General features: G+C 36.7%; 16 protein-coding genes. 6 read left to right on the forward strand and 10 right to left on the reverse strand.

Annotation, left to right across the window (positions count from 1 at the left end):
• A partial coding sequence (locus L647_RS1000000126280) for a hypothetical protein (protein WP_216712743.1) occupies nt 1-226 on the forward strand: 226 nt, incomplete at its 5' end.
• A gap of 492 nt (nt 227-718) precedes the next feature.
• Here L647_RS1000000126280 and L647_RS0119950 read toward each other — a convergent pair.
• Nucleotides 719-1,372 (reverse strand): GNAT family N-acetyltransferase, encoded by a 654-nt coding sequence (locus tag L647_RS0119950; RefSeq protein WP_024612584.1) that lies wholly within the window; start codon nt 1,370-1,372, stop codon nt 719-721.
• 223 nt (nt 1,373-1,595) lie between these two features.
• On the opposite strand from L647_RS0119950, the gene L647_RS0119955 reads away from it, so the two are divergent.
• From L647_RS0119955 to L647_RS0119965, 3 genes are all read left to right on the forward strand, one after another.
• A complete protein-coding gene (locus L647_RS0119955) occupies nt 1,596-1,832 on the forward strand; it encodes a DUF2789 domain-containing protein (protein ID WP_024612585.1) in 237 nt (78 codons plus the stop codon).
• A gap of 191 nt (nt 1,833-2,023) precedes the next feature.
• Nucleotides 2,024-2,290, forward strand: coding sequence for a hypothetical protein (locus L647_RS0119960; RefSeq protein ID WP_024612586.1), 267 nt, complete (start codon nt 2,024-2,026; stop codon nt 2,288-2,290).
• 13 nt (nt 2,291-2,303) lie between these two features.
• Nucleotides 2,304-3,077: a Zn-ribbon-containing protein gene (locus L647_RS0119965; RefSeq protein WP_024612587.1), complete on the forward strand. Its 774-nt coding sequence runs from the start codon at nt 2,304-2,306 to the stop codon at nt 3,075-3,077.
• A 65-nt stretch (nt 3,078-3,142) separates the two neighbouring features.
• Here L647_RS0119965 and syd read toward each other — a convergent pair whose 3' ends face one another.
• On the reverse strand, nt 3,143-3,682 hold the full coding sequence (gene syd, locus L647_RS0119970) for a SecY-interacting protein (RefSeq protein ID WP_024612588.1): 540 nt from the start codon (nt 3,680-3,682) through the stop codon (nt 3,143-3,145).
• A 59-nt stretch (nt 3,683-3,741) separates the two neighbouring features.
• On the opposite strand from syd, the gene queF reads away from it, so the two are divergent.
• Nucleotides 3,742-4,587 (forward strand): NADPH-dependent 7-cyano-7-deazaguanine reductase QueF, encoded by an 846-nt coding sequence (gene queF / locus L647_RS0119975; RefSeq protein ID WP_024612589.1) that lies wholly within the window; start codon nt 3,742-3,744, stop codon nt 4,585-4,587.
• Nucleotides 4,588-4,659: 72 nt separating this feature from the next.
• On the opposite strand, the gene L647_RS0119980 is transcribed toward queF, so the two are convergent.
• Genes L647_RS0119980 through L647_RS0119990 form a run of 3 tightly spaced genes read right to left on the reverse strand, consistent with a single transcriptional unit; the run spans nt 4,660 to nt 11,002 of the window.
• Nucleotides 4,660-5,544, reverse strand: a complete 885-nt coding sequence (locus L647_RS0119980) for a peptidylprolyl isomerase (protein ID WP_024612590.1) — start codon at nt 5,542-5,544, stop codon at nt 4,660-4,662.
• Nucleotides 5,545-5,585: 41 nt separating this feature from the next.
• Entirely contained in the window at nt 5,586-9,275 is a 3,690-nt protein-coding gene (locus L647_RS0119985; protein WP_024612591.1) for a translocation/assembly module TamB domain-containing protein, read from the reverse strand.
• Nucleotides 9,275-11,002 (reverse strand): autotransporter assembly complex family protein, encoded by a 1,728-nt coding sequence (locus L647_RS0119990; RefSeq protein WP_024612592.1) that lies wholly within the window; start codon nt 11,000-11,002, stop codon nt 9,275-9,277. The genes L647_RS0119985 and L647_RS0119990 overlap by 1 nt, the downstream gene beginning before the upstream one ends.
• Before the next feature lie 169 nt (nt 11,003-11,171).
• On the opposite strand from L647_RS0119990, the gene L647_RS0119995 reads away from it, so the two are divergent.
• A complete protein-coding gene (locus L647_RS0119995; protein ID WP_024612593.1) occupies nt 11,172-11,507 on the forward strand; it encodes a ribonuclease E inhibitor RraB in 336 nt (111 codons plus the stop codon).
• A 29-nt stretch (nt 11,508-11,536) separates the two neighbouring features.
• Here L647_RS0119995 and L647_RS0120000 read toward each other — a convergent pair whose 3' ends face one another.
• From L647_RS0120000 to L647_RS0120020, 5 genes are all read right to left on the reverse strand, one after another.
• Nucleotides 11,537-13,288, reverse strand: a complete 1,752-nt coding sequence (locus tag L647_RS0120000; protein WP_024612594.1) for a DEAD/DEAH box helicase — start codon at nt 13,286-13,288, stop codon at nt 11,537-11,539.
• Nucleotides 13,289-13,411: 123 nt separating this feature from the next.
• Nucleotides 13,412-13,714, reverse strand: a complete 303-nt coding sequence (locus L647_RS0120005) for an H-NS histone family protein (RefSeq protein WP_024612595.1) — start codon at nt 13,712-13,714, stop codon at nt 13,412-13,414.
• A 904-nt stretch (nt 13,715-14,618) separates the two neighbouring features.
• Nucleotides 14,619-17,462: a TonB-dependent receptor gene (locus L647_RS0120010; RefSeq protein ID WP_024612596.1), complete on the reverse strand. Its 2,844-nt coding sequence runs from the start codon at nt 17,460-17,462 to the stop codon at nt 14,619-14,621.
• 370 nt (nt 17,463-17,832) lie between these two features.
• Nucleotides 17,833-18,771 (reverse strand): S9 family peptidase, encoded by a 939-nt coding sequence (locus L647_RS0120015; protein WP_158001081.1) that lies wholly within the window; start codon nt 18,769-18,771, stop codon nt 17,833-17,835.
• A gap of 122 nt (nt 18,772-18,893) precedes the next feature.
• Entirely contained in the window at nt 18,894-20,165 is a 1,272-nt protein-coding gene (locus L647_RS0120020; protein ID WP_024610808.1) for an IS4 family transposase, read from the reverse strand.
• Nucleotides 20,166-20,259 lie beyond the last annotated feature (94 nt).

The raw sequence follows: 20,259 nt of genomic DNA on the forward strand, positions 1-20,259 counted from the left end.
CATCTGCAGCATCATCCGTGGTAATCCTTTAAGTAGCTCCTGCCACTTTATGCATCCTGCATATCCTATTGCCATCTTGGCTATCAAACGTAAACTAACGCTCGGCTGCATCTGCAGCATCATCCGTGGTAATCCTTTAAGTAGCTCCTGCCACTTTATGCATCCTGCATATCCTATTGCCATCTTGGCTATCAAACGTAAACTAACGCTCGGCTACATCCTGTAACATCATCCATGGTAATCCTTTAAGTAGCTCCTGCCACTTTATGCATCCTGCATATCCTCTCGCCATCTTGGCTATCGTGTGTAAACTAACACTCGGCTGCAACATCATCCATGGTAATCCTTTAAGTAGCTCCTGCCACTTTATGCATCCTGCATATCCTCAATCATCCTTGCCATCCGTGTAAACTTGTCCTTTTTGCTTCTTGCTAGCATCTGCTATGTTGCCTATTCCGTATCCTTGGCAGTAACTTAATCATTAAGCTATGTCGTCTTGACAAAGTGAAGTTTAAAGCAAATGGGCTTCAGTAATAGCACTTAACATTAAATAATTATTTGTCACAAATATGCAAAATTTAAATAGTTAATTAATAACAGTTAGTTAAAGCAAAAAAGACCTCCTAATGGAGGTCTTTTACTGATAATGCTCACGACAATGTGAGATATATCTCACGGTCGAATGTCCGATCCGGCGCATATGCTCACAATGTTTATTTTACTCAATTAACGATACTGTTGATTTAAACAGCAGTTCTCCGTCAACACGGTTAAAAGTAAGCTGTTTAAACGATGTAAAACCTTCTGTTTTGAAAAGTACTTTGTGCTCTTTTCGCGTAACAAAAACGGCAATACCTGTAGACTCTTTGTTAGATTTAACCAAATCATCCAGCCCTCTTAATAAATACCGACCAAACCCCTGCCCATGAAAACGTGGATCAACAGCTATAAAAGCTAAAAAGTAATAATTACCTTGCTCTTTTAACGCATCACGAATAGTTTGCTCTTTTTCTATCAATTGATTTGTTTGCAAATAACCTGCGCTCAGCATTAGCTTTAAACGCCAGTGCCAATAGCGTTGTGCTTGTAGTTGGCTGTTAGATTCAAACACACATGCAACACCTTTTAACTTATCATTACGGTATAGACCAATTAGAGGCTGTTTTTCTTGCCAAAAACTACTGAGTTCTTCTCGAATTAACGAACGTAACTTTTTCTCATATACCGATTTATCATCTTCGCTATAACTAAGCATATTTTGTAATACAGGATCGTCATGATAAGCCTGGTAAATTAGACTTGCAGCCGTACTAATATCCTCTGATGCTAAATATTGTACGCTTAATGTATCGATTGGTGTGATTGCAGTCATTGTATTTCCTTTATCCTTGTATTACTTATTACTACGCCTTACAGTTGTTAAAGGCTTACTTTTTATTCATAAATTAAGCTTTACTTAAATTTGGTCTCAAGTTAACTATATACCTAAAATAATTAATATTTAAGGTAATTAACCGTAAATTCAGCGAGAGTTTAACTAGTTAGGAGTACCTTATTTTTAGTATTAGTTTTCATTCACTACAAGGAGCAATATCATGGACACGACAAAACACGACATAAACACACTATTTGCACAGCTTGGTTTACCTAACTCTGAATCGCAAATAGATGAATTTATTGCCTCTCATAAACTTGAAGATACTACATTACTACAAAACGCCCCTTTCTGGGATGAAGCTCAACAACACTTTTTAGCCGAATCGCTTGAACAAGATGGTGATTGGAGTGAAATAATTGATGAGTTAGATGTTCGCATTCGTCAAAACAAATAATCTGCTCTGGAGATATTGAACTGAAAAGACTTTTTTAGTTCAATATCTTAATAAACCTCTAAACCCGAGTTTAAATTAAATAAGTTTATTTGGTACGTTAGTTAATGTACCCACCTCTATTTATTGCTAACATAGCACCTACGCTGCTGTTACAAGCTGCGTATTTATTTTATTAAAGAGTTATAAATCTAATGAATTCAGTTGTATTTGATGCAATTAAAGCCCTTCTTGATGAAGGCAAAATCCCGACTGTAGCACTAACAAAAGCTCGTTTGGCACAACCAGTGCCAATGCCAATGATTATTGCTGCAGTGAGCCAATATAAAAATAACCCTGATTCAATTAATAACTTTATGAGAAACCCACAACAGGCAGGCAATACCGGGCCTAAAACAAACCAACTTGATAGAATTGAGCAAAAACTCGATCAGTTACTTGCCCTGCTAGAAAAAAAATAATTTGAGACTATAAATGTTCGTTGTTGATTTAACATTTGATTGCTACCAAGACACCACTTTAGAACAAGCCGAACAAGCAATAAATCGCTTGGTTAATGCATTGCGTTTTAACGGTCAAATAATGGGTGAAGAATTTCCAACTGTATTAAAAGACGGTTACTTTATTACTCGTGTTATGTGCCCTACAGAGGATGCAATGCACCCGCTTAATAACAGCCCTTTTGTTAAACACAGTATAGAGAAGTTACATACCGCAGGGTTACTCGCACCAAAAGTAAAAGTTATTGGTCAAGATATTCACTCAAACGGCGCTGACTGTTGCAAAGAGCCTTCGAGTTATATTTTATATACTACTTATGTTCATACTTGTAGCCCGCTTTACTGTGGAGATGATTTTTTACCGGTGCCGTTATTTCATATTCCGGCTATTGCTAATGGTGATTATAAAACGCTAATAAAATGGCAGGAAGATTGGCAAGCCTGTGACCAAATTCAGATTAATGGTGCTACGCGTTGTGAGTTTCCGGCACTTGAGGAAATTTCGAGTATAAAAAGTGATTTATATCGTCGCGGAAAAGACATTACTAAACGAATTAGTTTTTTAACCAAAAAACCTGTTTACTATTACTTATATCGCGTAGGCGGTGCAGATAAAAAGTCTGAACTTGAACGAAAATGCCCAAGCTGCAATGGTGATTGGAAGTTACCAGAATCATGGTTTGGATTGTTTGATTTTAGATGTGAGCCATGTGGTTTGGTATCAAATATTTCGTGGGATTTTCAATAAACACACAAACCAGTTAGATGCTAAATTTACATTTAACTGGTTTTTAAAAAGCTAAGTTATAAAAATTAAACCACTAACGCTTTCATAAACTCTTCAATATTAGCAGCTAAAACGTGATGCGTTTTTTTACCTACATGTTCTAAACATACTTCGCCTGTTTGTATTAAAACACTAACAAGTAAATCATCTTGGTCTGTTAAACCAATAAATACAGTTTCTGGTTGCTTAAGTTTGCGTTTCATTAATACATGACCAGTAATATTTTGCTGTAATAAATCAAAGTCCTCTTCGTTCCACGCTTGTAATAGCTCTACTTGGTGACCGTCAATAGTGGCTAAAATACTGCCGCCGTACATATGCCCATAAAACGTACTTAGGTCAGCCGGGAATGAAAGATCTAATGCGTTAGCTAAATCGTTTAATGATCTTGCTGGCTGCTGCAAAGTACCTTGCCATTGTATAAAGCCTTGCTCGTCCACTTCTCCTAATTCACATGGGCTTGCCCATTGTTCATCATGCATCATAAGTGGATACTTTGAGGTGTTTTTAAGGCTTTTTTCACTAAACTGTTTATGAAGTTGGGCTAAATGCAATGCTACAGACATACTGTGAAACTCATTAAAATTAGATATAATGTGCCCATTGTAACTATTTAAGAGCAAACATGACAGATTACAGCAATTCTCCAGACCTTAAAGGCAGCGTATTAGGCCAATCTACCGAATATGTTGATCAGTACACACCCAGCTTGCTTTTCCCTATTGCCCGCAAGTTAAATCGTGATGCTTTAAATATTGACGAAGCTGCACTCCCTTTTAAAGGTCAAGATATTTGGACCGGCTACGAACTTTCTTGGTTAAACTCAAAAGGTAAACCACAAGTTGCCGTGGCATTATTTATTTTTGAATGTCAGAGCAGTCATATTATTGAGTCAAAATCGTTTAAGCTCTATTTAAATAGTTTTAATCAAAGTCGCTTTGAAAGTCGTGATGTAGTAAAACAACATCTTATTAATGACTTATCAAACGCAGTAAATAGCCCTGTAAAAGTAACCCTTTATAGCGCTGATGATTTTAATTGTTTACCTTGCACTTCACTACCTGGCGAATGCATTGATGACTTAGACATTGAAATTGATAACTACCATATTGATGCAAACTCGCTTAAGTCACAAAACGATAAGGTGGTAAGCGAAACACTGCACAGCCATTTACTTAAATCGAACTGCTTAATAACCTCTCAACCTGATTGGGCAAGTATTATTATTAGATATACTGGTGAGCAGGTATGTAGGGAGTCGTTATTACGTTATTTAATTTCATTTAGAACGCACAACGAATTCCATGAGCAGTGCGTAGAGCGTATTTATAGTGATTTAACTACACAGCTCAATATTAAAGAATTAGAGGTCTATGCACGCTACACACGCCGTGGTGGGCTAGATATAAACCCATATCGTTCAACGCATAATAATGACACACCGTTTTCGGTTAAAATTAATCGACAATAAAGTTTTAAGCAGCGTTTAGTCCAAATACAAAAAGGAGCCATGGCTCCTTTTTTGTTATAAACATTAAAGCTGTTAACTACCACGTTTAGTTGGGATTGGCATACCGCATACATCAACATAGTTATATTTTTTAATAAACCAAGGCTCACTGCGGTTTTGTCTGGCTGTAATTAAACGTTTAAAAGTAGATGAATCAGTTTTCAGTACTTTAAATGTGCTTCTATCGCTTTTAACATCTGCAAGAACGTGTATATCTGCAATAGGGTTAAATACTTCATTAGCTGTTGCAACTCGCTTTAAGCGATTAAAATGCTCCATGCCTTCAAGTACACGACCAAATACTGTAATGTTTTTATCAAGATAACGCGGACCTTGCCCTATTGTTACAAAAAACTCAGTGCTTGCGCTGTTTATATCATTATCACGCGCCATAGCAAAAACGCCATTACAGTGTACTTGCCAAGTTTGTGTATGTACTGCATTTTGCGCAACGGCAAAGCCGTTTAAAAACCCTGTAACCGCAGCATACCCATCGCCCTCAAGCTCTGTAATTAAAAGTGGCTCATTTGTCGTTAAATAAAATTCAGCAGGGAGTGTTTTCTCAGCCGTTTTAATTAACTTTTTCCCTGAACTATCGCCACCTTGCGCAACAAAACCTTCAACAAACCTGTATACGCTGGTATTTTTATAAAATCCTTCACGCGCTAACTTTTTTATATTACTTGTATGTTTAGGTGCTAACTGCGAATTTAGTTCAACATATGCAGCACCTGTTGGTAGGCTTATTTTTAAAATATTTTGCCTATTAACAACTCGCCACTCTTCGTCTGCGGCATTGGCAATTACTTCGTTTGCAGTCAGTGTTGGCAATTTCGGTTCAGTTAAATTGCCAGCACCTTGATAGCTACAACCACTTAAGTACACGCTCAACAACCCTATTAATATGCGTTTATTCATAATTAATTTCCTTATTATTTATAGTTATTATGAGTTTTTAATTATTCCCAATCGAACTTATAAAGCACATCAACGTTTTGATAAAGGCCGCTAGTTATTTCTATGTATAGCTGCGAAAGTAACTGGTATCGAACAGCAACTTCACTAAGCGAATCAAACACACCTACACTGTATTTAACTTGTAAGCTTGGTGCTACGTAGCCTGATATTTCAACCTTAGTGCTATCGCCAGTGCCTGATGAGCTCAAACTTACATCAGATAAGCCAAACGTTTCACCAACCTTTGATACAACCCCCTCACTACGGCTAACGCCCTGAGAGAGTAATAACTGCGTTAACATTGCATCACTTGATGAGTTTTCGCCACCACCTAAAGGTTGACCGTTAAGTAAATATGCAAGCGCTTGCGCTTGATCCATAGCCGGTTCTGAAAACACTTTAAGTACGGGTTGCTCAACATTACCAGTAAGTGTTACCCCAGCAACCACATCGTTTGCTGTGTTGCTTGGATTTCGAATTGCTTTTATATTTAAGTATGGCTGCTCAATAGATCCACTAAAGCCCACTTGACCAGTCCTAATTATTAAATCTTGTCCAAAGGCTAAATAAGTGCCATCAATAAGGTTAAGCTCACCAGTGGCTATGATAGGAGCGCCTTGGCTCATTTTTATCGCCAAGTCACCCACAATTTTTGACTCCAAGCCAAACGATTCAACTTTTACGTCATTTTTAACAATTACCTTTAAATCAACATCGTAATTAAAAGGGACTTTTTCGGTTGCTTCACTTTGCTGATCAATAATAATTTCATCGTCGCTTACTTGTACTGCGCCCTCAGGTAGCTCTTCAATCATTATACGACCATAAGGTACAACCACTTCACCAACTAGCTTTAATGCATTATTAGCCAAGCCAATTTTTAGATCAGGCGATACTTTAAATGTAACGCCCTGCTGCGCACGAACAAAAAACTTATCGCCTAATACCACGACATTTACAGCTGGCTGCTCGCCTTGCCAATCAACATCTCCGGTTAGGTTTATTTTACCGCCTTGGTTGTCATTTAAGTTGCCTTTAATTGTGGCTTTTGTTTTATCAAACAATACGCTTATATTAGATTTTTGTAGCGCGATAGGTAACTGTTCGCCTTCTAAATTAATATCGCTAATATTGAGTTCTCCGTTTAATAACGGATCTTTTAACGTCCCAGCTAATGCTACTTTACCGCTTATATCGCCTTTTAACTGTTCTAAAGTTTCAAGAAAAGGTTGTAGATCTGAGAGTAAAATTTTATCAATGTTAATACTGCCATCAAGTCCTTGGGTATTTTGTATATCATCTATATTAATTTGCGTATTTATTTTACCCAGTACACTCGACTCTAAATTAGCTTCAAGTTTGCCAACCTGCGAGTCTGAAAATGCACTTATATTAAGTGTTTCTATAGGTAATTTAAATTTGTCTTCTTCTGAGGTAAGTACCGCTGTTAACTCATTAGAATTTAGATTAGCTCGGAATGTTTTAAGTGCACCAGATTGCCAATTAACAGCAAAATCACCTTTTAAATTTCCTTGAGTTCGTATGTTCTGCGGCAATAAATGCTTAAGCTCATCTAACGATAAGTTACTAAGTGTCGCGTTAAATTGCCCCAGCGCTTTTGTTTGTGACAACGTATCGATGCACAACTTACTTTGATTTGACTGCCAGCAGTGTGCGCTAACATCAAAGTCTCCACTTTGTGAATCAAACATTACGGCTATTTTTTTTGTATTACTAAAGCTTAGTTTTTTATCTGTAAGCGTTATATTACTTAGCTCGCCGTCCCAAATAGTGTTATTAAGCTTACCATTCACTTCAAGCTCTAGCGCACCTTGTTCAGCATCAACAGAAGCCGTAAGTTGATGGTCCGTTTTATCACCGCTGGCATCAATTTTAATATTATTAATTTGTTGATCAGCAACAAGCGCTGAGTCCACATTAATGCTTAAGTTTGTTTGCCAGTCAGTTGCGGTATCTAGCTGCCCTTTTACCGATAGCTTATTAACTTGTATTTCGTTAAAAATAAAATTATCTAGCATTAACGCTAAATCAACTGACGGAGTAAGCCTTTCACCTCGTACTTTTAAATCAGCCTTACCATTGGCAATAAATGGCATATTGGCTTGCTCATCGCTTTTTAAAGAAACAACACCATCTACTTCCCACTTATTACCAACTTGACCACTAAGCGCTAGTTTATTGGCACCACTACTTAAATAGAGACTATCAATATTTGCTTTTAAAGTGTTGTCTAACTTAAAGTTTGACGCAAACTCTAGCGGTATATCATTAAGTAAACCTGTTAATTTGGTATTGTTCATTTGCAGCTGCCAAGTGTCGGCTTTAGTATTAAATGCACCTTTAAACTGCCCTGAAATATCACTTGTTACAGCATCTGTTAAGTACTGAGCTTTTAAGTGAGATAAAGCGCCTGTAAAGTCAGCTTTAATACCATTTTGCCAATCAACTTTTGCTTGTATGTTTGCACTACTATCGTTAGCTTTTATTGAAAGTGTTTTGAGCGTTGCATTGGTAAGCGAGCCATTGAGTTGAGTATTTAAATCAACTGCTGGATAGGCACCTAATTGACTATTCCCCGTTACACTTAATTGATAGTCGTCGGCATTTCCCTGAGCACTTAAATTTACGTTGCGCACTTTTAATTCATTACTTTGTGCATCAATAAGCCATTGGTTAATTTTACCGTTTAAACTAAAAGGATAATTTTTTTGTTTAAGGTTTGCCGTTGCCGAAAGGCTTAAAGGAAACTGACCGGTAGTATCTAAATCAATATTAAGATTTGATAAATCGCCTTTTAAAAGAAGGTTAGCGCTGTTTTCATCGCTTTTTACAATAATATGCCCTTTAATTGGCATATTGCCAGCAAGCTGGGTATCAAGCTCGGTATTTAAACTCCATTGCTCATACTTAGCAGATAAAGACTGCACGTTAATATTTGCATCCTCTACACTAAGTTGCAGTGCAATATTCTCAATATTGTGTTGCTGCTCACCTTGATTAAGTGTCACTTTAGTAATATCAAATTGTTCAACATATATATTAAGCGGCGAGGTAAATTCTATATTAGGTAATGCCGGTAACTCTGTAATAGGTGCTGAAGCAATTTGCTTTGTTTGTACTTTTTGTGGTGTTGCTTGCTCTTTTAATGCAACAACAACATTTGGAATAGTTAAGCTTTTAATTGTAAAGTCAGAGCCCTCTGCTTTTGCTGATAGCTTAAAGTTATTAACGATTACATCCGCACTAGGGTGGTTTAAAGCAAACTCCCCCACAGAAATATTTTTTAGTGAAATATTGAACGGTAAAGTAATTTTTTCAAGAGGCTCAGTTGGTGCCTCTTCTTCACTTGGTGCTGAAGGAGGTAATGTAAGTTTTATTGATTTAGCACTTAAGTTGTCAATGCATATACCATCACACTGCCACCAAAATAAATCTAGTTTTAGCTGTTGAGCATTAAAATCAAGCCCATTACTATTAAAACGTACATTAAATGCATCGTTATACAAAAAACGTCCATTTTTAATATCAATGCTTAAACCATCGACCGCTTTATTGGCGCTATAAGCAATAAATTGGTTACCAGGTGAGGTGAATAATAAACAAAATAGTGTTACCAAAAGGGTCACTAATAAGGCACTAACAACCGCTGTTATTTTTTTAAATACTGACATTAAATTTCAGGCCCTATAGTAATACTTAAACGAGTACTTTTACTTTCTTTAGTCAAGCCCCAAGCATGATCAATTCTGACAGGGCCAACCGGTGTTAAATAACGAAAACCAAAACCTGCGCCCACTTCAAACTGGTCCGAAAAGTCATTTGTTGCTGTACCACCATCAACAAACAAAGCAGCTCTCCAATTTTGGGAAAACTGGTAGTTATATTCCATTGTGCCTGATAGTAAATACTTACCACCAATCAATTCGCCATCTTCATTTTCAGGTGAAATAGACTGATACGCAAAACCACGTACACTTTGGTCACCACCAGCATAAAAACGCAATGAATATGGTACGTTATCTATATCATCAACAAGCATCGCTCCTACATTAGCTTTCAAAAACACTAAATGGCGGTCTAAATATGTTCTTAACCAAGCATGTTGTAATTGCACTCTTATTAAATTAGTACTGGAGAGCACATCATCTAAACCAAACTCAGCAGATATAAGCCATTGCTCACCCCAATATGGCGTTGTTCCACCTTTTGATTTTTTACGCGCGTAGCTAATGCCGGGCATTAACATCTCAGTACTCTCTTCTTCTTCATCACCTATACGATAGGTTTCTTGGTCTCGGCGTAAAAATGCAGTACGAACCCATTTATTTTCAGTTAACCATTGGCGCTGAACTTGCCCGGTTAATATTTCACTGTAAGTGTCATTTGTAAGTTCATCTTCTAATTTATAACCTACCGAAAAACGCCATAAGTCATCATTAGGATCGTCAACCGGGACGGTATAAGCCATAGAAATATCTTGCTGCTTTTGCGACACATTTAAATTTGTTTCAAGATAATGTCCATCTTCGGTGATCCACGGTTTAGACCACTTAAAACGTATTTTTGGACCTAAATCGGTGCTAAAACCGCCACCAACCTCGTAACTATTTGCAGGCTTGGGTAATACATCGACTTTAATTGGAACCTGCTTATTTTTACGTGCAGCAATGTCGGCATAAACACGCACACTGGCAAAGTAAGGAGTGCTTGATAAATCAAGGTTGTAGTCTGCTATAAATGTTGATTTATAAGGCTGCCCTTGAGTAAAAGGTGCAATAGAGCGAATATACTTTTCGGCAGGTGTATTACTCGCAATTTCAATATTACCAAATTGATAACGAATCCCGGTATCAATAACAAATGTAATAACAGCGCTATTTTTTTGAATCGAAATTTCTAGCTTTCGAGCAGGCCATTTTGCATCAAAATAGCCAAGTTCTAACAACATAGACTCTATTTTTTTGTGAGCCGTATCGTATTTACCATGGTTTAATACATCACCTTGCTTTAAGCTAGTATTTTTTATAAGTGATTGAAGTTGTTCATCCTCTTTACCTTCACCCTTTACGGTAATATTGATTAATTCAATTCGAGTTGCTGGTCCACGCTCTACTTTAACAATTAAATCACTGTCGTCTTTATCAAAATCAACCTCAACTACTGGGCTGTAATAGCCAAGCGCTTTTATGCTGTTTTCAACTTGTGTTTTAGCATAACGACGAAGTGTACGTGTTGGTTTTTCGCCTATGAGTTGCTTTAAATAAAGAGCAACATTATTTTCAAGATCGCCATTTAACCCTTTGATCTCGTAATCTTCAATGACCTTTTCGGATGCAAAGGATTGCGTACTTAAAAAAAGGCTTAAAACACACACGCAACGTAAAAACGAATTGAACAAGTAAATATCCTTACTTTATATTCTTAAATTTTATTGATTATCATTAAGTATAATATCATAGCCATAATGAGCGTGGCATTAACTCAAGTGTTAAAATTAGTACGCGTAAAGCATTTATTTTAGTTACAATGGCAACAACAAGTACAAAATAATTTTAGTGAGTTTTTAAATGCAATTCCCAAATGATGATAATGGTCAACTTTTAGCCGAAATAGCAGCCGAAGGTATTGATTTAAGTAAAATGCATCAAGTAGATTTTTATATTTTATTTGAAAAAGAAGTTGATGCTGAAAAGTTTTCAAAAGAAATAGTATCTGATGCTTTAGTACAAAATGCAAAGCTTGAAAAATGTAAAGATACTGGAGTTTGGGAAGTTATTGCACAAGTACAAATGGTGCCCGATCACACTTTACTTGGTCAAGCAGAGCAATATATTGAAAGCATAGCCAATAGCCTTAATGGTTATGGCGATGGTTGGGGCTTAATGGATGGTGAAGAAGCTTAATCATCCATTGAAGACTCTACCAGTTAAGCTTAGCGGCTTAACTGGTTTGCCTTTCTAAAACTCCCTTTATAGTCAAATAGCTTATCTGCTACTTTCCAGCCATATTTTTTACTTTTACGAGCAATAACAAAATCAGGTGAAACCAAATCAAATTGTGCATCAATAACTTGCTGTGCCGAGTTAAAGTCTTTTGGCGTTTGCCCGTGACCTACCCGCTTACCGAATTGTTTATTAAAAATGTATTGCGCACCTTTATTTCCCATATTATAAACTTCATCACAACTTGTACCATCTTCATCAAAATACGTTATTTTAATCATTTCATCTTTTAGAAGAGTAACACTAAGACCACTGCACCTTAGTACTAACGCATCTTTTAAATTAAGTGCGTTTCTTAGCTTATCATCTGGGTCTGCCATTATAGCGCCACAATCATGACACTTTCGTGCTGCAATATCGTTTTGAGCACCACACTCCTCACACTCTTTAAATCTAAAGCGGTAATCGCACTGCGCTTTAAGTCCATCATCGTCCTCTAATAATCCTTTACAACGCCTACCAAAGTGTTCGATTACTTTACCTGCAGAGTCAGTTTTTCCCCAAAAAATATTAGCAAAGCCACATCCAGGGCAAAGTACTTGTACAGGATCATTATCACTATCCCCTTTTTTATCACCCACTTCAGGATAGAATAAATCAAAGCCATTACCTGCATAGTCAATTACTAAGCAATCCTTTTTGGATTCAGATAACCTAAGTCCACGCCCAACAATTTGCTGATATAAGCTTACTGATTCTGTCGGTCGTAAAATAGCGATAAAATCGACGTGAGGCGCATCAAAACCAGTCGTTAATACTGATATATTTACTAAATATTTTAGTTGCTTAGCTTTAAACTGATTAATAATTTTGTCACGCTCGTTGTTAGGTGTATCACCTGTAATAAGTGCGCTCTGTGCTTCAGGTAAGTAACTTAATATTTCTCTCGCGTGCATAACTGTTGCAGCAAAAACCATAACACCTTCACGGGTTTCGCTGTATTCAAGTACTTGTTCTAAAATAGCCTTTGTTGCACGAGTACTGCTTTTTAACAGCGCGTTCATATCCTCACTACTATATTGCCCAAAAGCATTAGCGCTCAATGCAGAAAAGTCATAATGGCTAATTGCTGCATCAATTTCATTAGGAGGTGTAAGGTAGTTGTTTTTAATCATGTATCTTAAAGGCAACTCAAAAATACAGCTTTTAAAAGGACTCTCGCTATTTCCACGTACAAAGCCGTGATAATGATGATGGTAAATCCAACCCATACCGAGGCGAAAAGGCGTTGCCGTTAAACCCAACACTTTTAGTTTAGGATTGTGTTCCTTTAAAGCATTTATCACTTTACCGTATTGGCTTTTTTTATCGCCATTAACTCTGTGGCATTCATCAATAATAAGTAAAGAATAGTGCTCATTCAGCTTGTCTAAATTGCGAGACAAAGACTGTACGCTCGCAAACGTTACTTGATGAGAAAGTGACTTTTCTTTCAAGCCTGCCGAAAATATACTCGCCTCTAAATTAAAACTTTTATATTTTTGGGCATTTTGCTCAACTAACTCTTTAACGTGAGCAAGTACTAATATTTTTTGCTTAGCAATTCGCGCAAGTTCGGCAATAACTAAACTCTTTCCAGCACCAGTGGGAAGAACAATAACTGCGGGATCATTCGTTTTTCTAAAATGTAAAACGGTGCGTTCTACCGCTTCTTGCTGGTAAGGTCTTAGTTTATAGCTCATGGGGAAACAATTGGATTTTAATGAGGTGATTTTAGCAAAGAACTGCCATGAAATTTAAACTTTAATTTTTTAAATTGAGAGGTAAACAAAAAAGAGAAACCGAAGTTTCTCTTATCTTTAACTTTAGGCTAAAAACTTTTCAAGTTCGACACCTTCAAACGCTTTAGGACGACGGCCTCGACCAGTCCATTCAATAGTTTCACCATCAAGTTCCATACGGTACTTTGGCTTAACTTTTGTGCGTTTATCAGATGATCCATCTTGTAAATCCTCTAACGTAAGTCCTTTTTCTTTTAAAAGATCCAAAACTTCCTGTTTCGCTTTTTGCTGCTGGGTATATTTTGAAATTGCATCATTGATAAGCTGTTGCGCTTTTTCAAGATCTGTTAATGATGCTGTTTTAATAAAAGATCGGACTTCTTTCATTTATATCTCTCTTGCTTGTTAGTGTTTGCTTTTAAATTTCAAGCTAAGTATAAGCCCAACTATTTATTTTTACCATTATCGGAGCGTTAATGATCATTCAACCCTAAAAACAAGAACTTAAGTATTAGATAAAACTTAGAGGTAGTGCAATATTTAATCAGAAATGAAAGTCGATGATAAAAGTAACTACCATAATAGATTGATTTTTCTACGACATTATATTTTAAATGATTAGCCGAAAGATTATGTTGTATTAAAATAAATCACTATAGTGATACACACATATTAAACTGACTTAATCACCAACTTTACGTCAGGCTTTAGCCTGAGATTTATATGCGTATACGTAAATAAAAAAATTGACTAAAACATAAAGCTTTATTCATTCTCAATCAATTTTTTATCGAACAGTTAAGCGATTGCTCTACAAGTATTTAAGCGCATTCATCCGTTATTTATTTTTTAATATGTCAGCCTGGAACATGTATATATCCTAAGGTTAATTTGTACATGTATTGGTTTTGATGAATTGTGGCTCTTTCTTACAAATAGACATAAACACGCATAAGTACCAAATGCGCACTGCAAAATTATCCTTCTAGGAATAATTGACTATTTATTGCCTGATAGAAATATAAACAATAGGCATGAGCAGTAAACAAAAACTTGACTCAGTTTTTATCTGACCTATATGGAGGAGAGAGGGTTTAATTAAATAACACACGAGTAATTACAAAATCCATTAGCTTAAAAATCTAGTATCGAAATTAAATCTACTTAGATAAAACAAATTCCCCCCCAGAGATCAATATTACTTTATTGCTGTTATATGCTTTTTTATTAAATTATATGCATTAAAAAGCCCATAAAAATGGGCTTTTAATAGTTCAGCTATTTAAGCAGATTAGAACTTCAGATTGAAGCTTGCATGAACAAAACGACCTAACGAGTCATAAAAACCTGCAATCGTATTTGCATTTGAAGATACTGTACCACCAACTAATGGTGGCTCTTTATCAAAGATATTATTCATACCACCAGTAAAGGTTAAATGCTCGTTATATGAATAGCTACCAGAAACATCAATAAAGCTATATGCTTCAATGCCGCCATCTTCAATTAATAATGAATCTGTAGAACCTTCATAATCTACAGTTCCGTAATAGCGCCATTTAACACCAACACGCCAATCATCACGTAGGTAATTTACATTAGCTGTGTGACGCCATTTTGGAGAAGCAAAACAGTCTGTACTAACTACACCAGCACAGTCGTAAGCTAAATCAGCATCACCTAAAATTGGCTCAACTTCTTTTTGAATACTGTAGAAACCATTAATATCAAAGTTTAATGCACCTTGCTCTAGGTCCATTTTGTAACCCGCTGTTAAGTCAACGCCTTCCCATGTTTGTGCGCCAATGTTGTCACTCAAATTTGTAACAAAACCAGATTGCCCTAACCATAAACTACCAGATGGGCTACGAGAAACACTGTCACAGAAGAATGCGTCGCCTGTTTTAGCACAGTTATCAACAATACGTTCTGCGCCTATAGTGCCAACTACTTTTTCAATTTCAATTTTAAAATAATCAATTGAGAAATTAAAGTTATCGAAAGGGTTGGCAACTAAACCAATTGTAATTGTATCGCCTTCTTCTGGCTCAAGGTCCGGATTACCACCTGCAAATTGATTATATTGGCTAGCTGGAGATGCACCTATATTCCCATACTGTGAAGCACTTACACCTGTATTAGCACACTGGCTTTGTGATAATACTGGCGTATCACCAGCACAAGAATCAACACCACTCCACAAACTAATACTTTGCGCAGAGAATAATTCACCAATATTTGGTGCACGCACTACTTTTGCATAACTTGCTCTCAATTTATATGCATCAGCTAACGTGTAATCAGTACCAATTGAGTATGTTGTATCTGAACCAGTTGTTGAATAATCTGACCAACGAGCAGCAGCAGATATATTTAGTTCATCAAGTACTGGAACTTGTAATTCAGCGTAAAGCTCATTTACGTCAATAGACCCTTCAAGGCTTGGTGATGGACCACCTTGACCTAACAGTTGACCTTCTTCGTATACAGTATCTGAAATACGTTCGTAATCTTGCTCACGACGCTCAAAACCAAATACAGCAGCTATAGGTGTTGACGCTGTTGGTAAAGTCCAATCAAACTCACCCGATACATAACCACTGTAGATAATTTGAGTCACTAAGCCTGTTTGTATACCAACACCAGCTAACTGTGCAGCTTGCTCAGCTGTTACACCATCTAATTCAAACACGTTATATAATAAACAATCATCTGCTTCGTCACATTCAGTGCCTACAGCACCCACGCGCGGAGCAATTTTTGGGGCTAATAAGTCATTTTTATAAACTGAACTTGACGTTGTTGCAGAGTAGTTATAGCTAACATCATAAGACCAGCTATCGTTAATTTCACCTTCCATACCCGTTAAAATGCGGTATGACGTGTGCTCTAGGTTATCTTCTCGTGGACCGCCTTCAACATTACGTTTACCAATATAGGCAACAAATTGATCATCGCCGTTTTGGTTAAATAAAGTTTGAAGCTGTTGTTTTTGAATATCAGATAGTAAAGGGTTGTTGTAATCAAACAAAATTTCTTCATTGAAGAAAGTACCAGACTCAGCTATTTGACCTGCTGTTCTGTTGTGCATGAATGAAAATTCTAAGTATGGTCTAAAGTGCTCATTTATTTCATAATCAATAAATGTACCAAACGTAAAACGCTCATTCGGGCGTAAAAAATGGTTTACTGGAGCAAAGTTGTAACGGGTACCATCATCCTCAAGAAAACCCTGACCATTTGGATTTAAGTTACCAAAAAAGTTCTGTCCGTAATCAACTACGCCATCTACAACTGGGTAAATATCAAAATTTGGATTTGGTGCTGTAGCAGAGCCACCACATGATTTGCCATCATCAGATAAAGCACATGATGAATAGTCACGAGTACCTTGTACTAACTCATTTTGACGGTTGTAAGTAACATAACCTACCGCATGACCTTTACCGCCGTCAAATCCACCACCAATAGTAAAGTCGATGCTATAAGCTTTACCATCAATACCAGTGTTACCAGTATCGTAGTCGAAGTCTTCATCATCCATTAGCCCTTGGATGTATTTATTATCATTGTTGTGTTGATAGCCTGAGCTACCTACATTTAATGAAATACCATCAAACTCATCATCCATAACAAAGTTAACTACACCAGCTACGGCATCAGCACCGTAAACTGCTGCTGCACCACCAGTTAATACATCTACACGCTTGATTAAAGATGCTGGAATTTGGTTAATATCTGCAACCTGCGAAGTAATACTACCCGCTTGCATTCTACGACCGTTTATTAACACTAAAGTTCTGTTTGAGCCTAAACCGCGTAAATCAACAGTTGCAGTACCTGTTGCGCCATTTGCTAAGAAAGAGCTTTGTGCAGCTTCAATTTGTGGAAGTTGGTTTAGTACATCTTCAACACGTGTAAAACCACTTAATTTAATTTCTTCTGCAGTCATTACTGTTACTGGGCTAGATGTTTCTAGGTCGGTTCTTTTAATACGAGAACCTGTAACCTGAATTCTTTCTACTTTTTCAAGACCGTCTTCTGCAGCAATTGAACTTGAAGAAAATGCAGCTGTTGATACTGCGCCAAAAGCGATCGCTAAGCGAACTGCCTTCGAAACTTTATTATTTATCATTCGATTTTCCCTTGAGATATATAGTTCTTAATTATAATTATTTAACTAATACAAACCGTGCAAAGGCGTTTTATGTATTAATCGTAAATTATTTTAGTCACTAAGTAGCACAAAGGTCAACATATCATTAACTTAAAGGTGTTTTTATTTACTAAATTAACAATGCAATGGCTGGTAAAATAATTCAGTTTAAATTCAAGCCATTGATTAAAATGAATTAAATGGTAATTTAACAAACGTTATTTAAAAAAATATTTTTTACTTTTATATTGACTTCCAAGTAACAAAAAATATTTTTTGTGACAAAAAGCCGAACAGGAGGGCTGAACGGCTTAAAATATATAGATATATTTACAATACAATAAATAAGCTATTGGAGGTGCTTGGCTAGAAACCTTTCTATTTTAGTATACAGTTCTATCTTATTCTCTTCTTTTTGAAATCCGTGCCCTTCATTCTCTTTCATAATCCACTCATCATCAGATAGTGTGATACCACGTTCTTCTAATGCGTCTCTTAAATTTATTGCATGCTTTTTTACAACTCGTGGATCTTTAGCACCTTGAACTATCATCAAAGGAGCTACTATTTTATCTACATGATAAAGCGGTGACATTTTTTTCATTAGCGCTTTATCATTAGGATCGCCAATCTGCTTTTTCAATGTCTCTCTTTGTGGTTCCCAATGTTTTGGGAGAGAATCAAATAACAAGCTAACATCCGTAATACCAACATAATTAATACCACACTTGTAAAGTTCAGGTGTAAAAGTAAGACCAGCCATCGTTGCATAACCACCGTAGCTTGATCCATAAATACATACTTTTTTAGGGTCTGCAATACCTTCACTTACTAAATACTTAACAGTATCGGTTAAATCGTTTTGCATTTCAGCGCCCCACTTACCACCATATCCTGCTTGCTGAAATTTTCGACCATATCCACCAGACCCCCGAAAGTTTACCTGTACAGTTGCATAACCACGGCTAGCAAAAAACTGTGTTTCAGGGTTATAGCCCCAAGTGTCTCGAATACCATAAGGTCCTCCATGAGGATTAACTATTAAAGGTAACTTTTTACCCTTACTACCTTTTGGAATTGTTAAATAACCACGAAGTGTCAAACCATCGCGACTAGTAAACCTAATTGGTTTCATTGGAGATAGTTGACTCTTATCAAGCCAATCCATTGGTGAAACTAAAGACTTTAATGTATTTTTTACCTTATCAAATAAGTAATAATGCCCAGGGTCAGTGTCACTGCCAACATATACAATATTAAGCACTTCATCTTCTGATCGGCTTACCACACTAACCACTTTATTTTTGAAGGCACTCTCTAATGATGCCATCATCTCTGCAGTTTCTTTATCAAAATAAACTACTTCACGGTATTCATCTAAGTAACTAACCCCTATTCATAGGTTAGACATTAAGAGATAATTGGATTCAGGCCGCATTTTAATCGTCCTTTTTCTTTATCTCTTTTTGGGTTCGCTCTTCGTGCATATTTTGACAAAAAACTGATAGTTTTTTGCCATGCTTTATTCAGTGTCGATATCACGCCTTGTGTTATCGACTCCATTAATTGATAAAACCAACCTTGGGTGTTTTTTGCTACCATAAATGTTGATAGCTCAATACCGGCAAGTTGTTGAACACTCATGCCTATTCGCCTCTTTACTAACAACGTCAATAAACTTGCCCACACCAAGCCTTCCATCATGCTCGCTTTTCTGGTGTTAAATTTTTGCAGGTTGCAATAAGACTTCCATTCTTTAAACAGTAACTCTATTTGCCACCTGAGACTGTAGAGCTTTATTACCGCTTCAGCGCTAAATTTTTCTCGATTTAAGTTCGTTGCCCAATAAGTAGGCTCACTTTTTCCTCTAGGCCAGCTCGCAATCAATCGATAATTAGTTTTACCTTCCACATCCATATCGACAATAACACTACGACGAATATGCTTTTTAACGTCCTTTTGCTTCTTCTGTGAAAACCGTTTTAACGCGTTACCGTGACGATTAAAAGCAGCTACTACGGTTGGATTAACCGTGGTTTTAGCCCTGACAACATAAAAGCCTCCTGCTGTATCAATTGATTCAAGATACGATAACTTAAAATAACCTCTATCCGCTAAAAACAAGGTGTCGACTAACGATTTAGCATCAGGTAAAAAATCATATTCAGCTTGGCTATCAGGACTCACTGAGATTTCTTCGGGATAACCTTGAAGCACATCCCAACTCACATGAACCTCTATTGCCGCAGGACTTATTTTAGTAAAGCGACCTTTAAAGGTATCTTTTAAACTATCGTGCACTGCGAACGAACTTCCGTCTTGCAATATGATGCGTTTGAAATCTGACAGTGTGACTTCTGTGCCGAGTATTTGTTGCTGCCATTCATTTAACGCCACATCGACCAGTGATTTCATCAATTGGCTGAATTCAGGCTTACTCAGTTGATTGTGAAACGGTTTATATTGAACATCAGTTTCCGTCAACTTCACAAAATAACGATGTAAATCTGTCACGGTGTTTACCGATTTATCGCCTAGAGCCGTTATTAACGACATGACTAATTCGAAAGGTTTTATTATTCGTTTACGGCTACAAAAACGGCTTGTTTTACCTATTTCGTTAATATTAAAATCGTTAAGCACTTTCGTTATTTTGTTTAACTCAGTATTATATTTATTCATGCTCTGCTTTTGGGATAGATAGTGGTTTGGCGATTACTATCAGATCAAATTCAGAGCATGTTTTCAAGTTTTATTCCTTAAGATCCAACCTATG

Source organism: Pseudoalteromonas sp. TB64 (assembly GCF_000498095.1).
GTDB lineage: Bacteria > Pseudomonadota > Gammaproteobacteria > Enterobacterales > Alteromonadaceae > Pseudoalteromonas.

Bases quoted from the DNA above. Each gene is read 5' to 3' on its own strand.
- syd (WP_024612588.1), bottom strand. From the start codon at position 3,682: ATGTCTGTAGCATTGCATTTAGCCCAACTTCATAAACAGTTTAGTGAA.
- L647_RS0120000 (WP_024612594.1), bottom strand. From the start codon at position 13,288: ATGAGCTATAAACTAAGACCTTACCAGCAAGAAGCGGTAGAACGCACC.
- L647_RS0119950 (WP_024612584.1), bottom strand. From the start codon at position 1,372: ATGACTGCAATCACACCAATCGATACATTAAGCGTACAATATTTAGCA.
- L647_RS0119980 (WP_024612590.1), bottom strand. From the start codon at position 5,544: ATGAATAAACGCATATTAATAGGGTTGTTGAGCGTGTACTTAAGTGGT.
- L647_RS0119995 (WP_024612593.1), top strand. From the start codon at position 11,172: ATGCAATTCCCAAATGATGATAATGGTCAACTTTTAGCCGAAATAGCA.
- L647_RS0119955 (WP_024612585.1), top strand. From the start codon at position 1,596: ATGGACACGACAAAACACGACATAAACACACTATTTGCACAGCTTGGT.
- L647_RS0119960 (WP_024612586.1), top strand. From the start codon at position 2,024: ATGAATTCAGTTGTATTTGATGCAATTAAAGCCCTTCTTGATGAAGGC.
- L647_RS0119965 (WP_024612587.1), top strand. From the start codon at position 2,304: ATGTTCGTTGTTGATTTAACATTTGATTGCTACCAAGACACCACTTTA.
- L647_RS0119985 (WP_024612591.1), bottom strand. From the start codon at position 9,275: ATGTCAGTATTTAAAAAAATAACAGCGGTTGTTAGTGCCTTATTAGTG.
- L647_RS0120020 (WP_024610808.1), bottom strand. From the start codon at position 20,165: ATGAATAAATATAATACTGAGTTAAACAAAATAACGAAAGTGCTTAAC.
- queF (WP_024612589.1), top strand. From the start codon at position 3,742: ATGACAGATTACAGCAATTCTCCAGACCTTAAAGGCAGCGTATTAGGC.
- L647_RS0120005 (WP_024612595.1), bottom strand. From the start codon at position 13,714: ATGAAAGAAGTCCGATCTTTTATTAAAACAGCATCATTAACAGATCTT.
- L647_RS0120010 (WP_024612596.1), bottom strand. From the start codon at position 17,462: ATGATAAATAATAAAGTTTCGAAGGCAGTTCGCTTAGCGATCGCTTTT.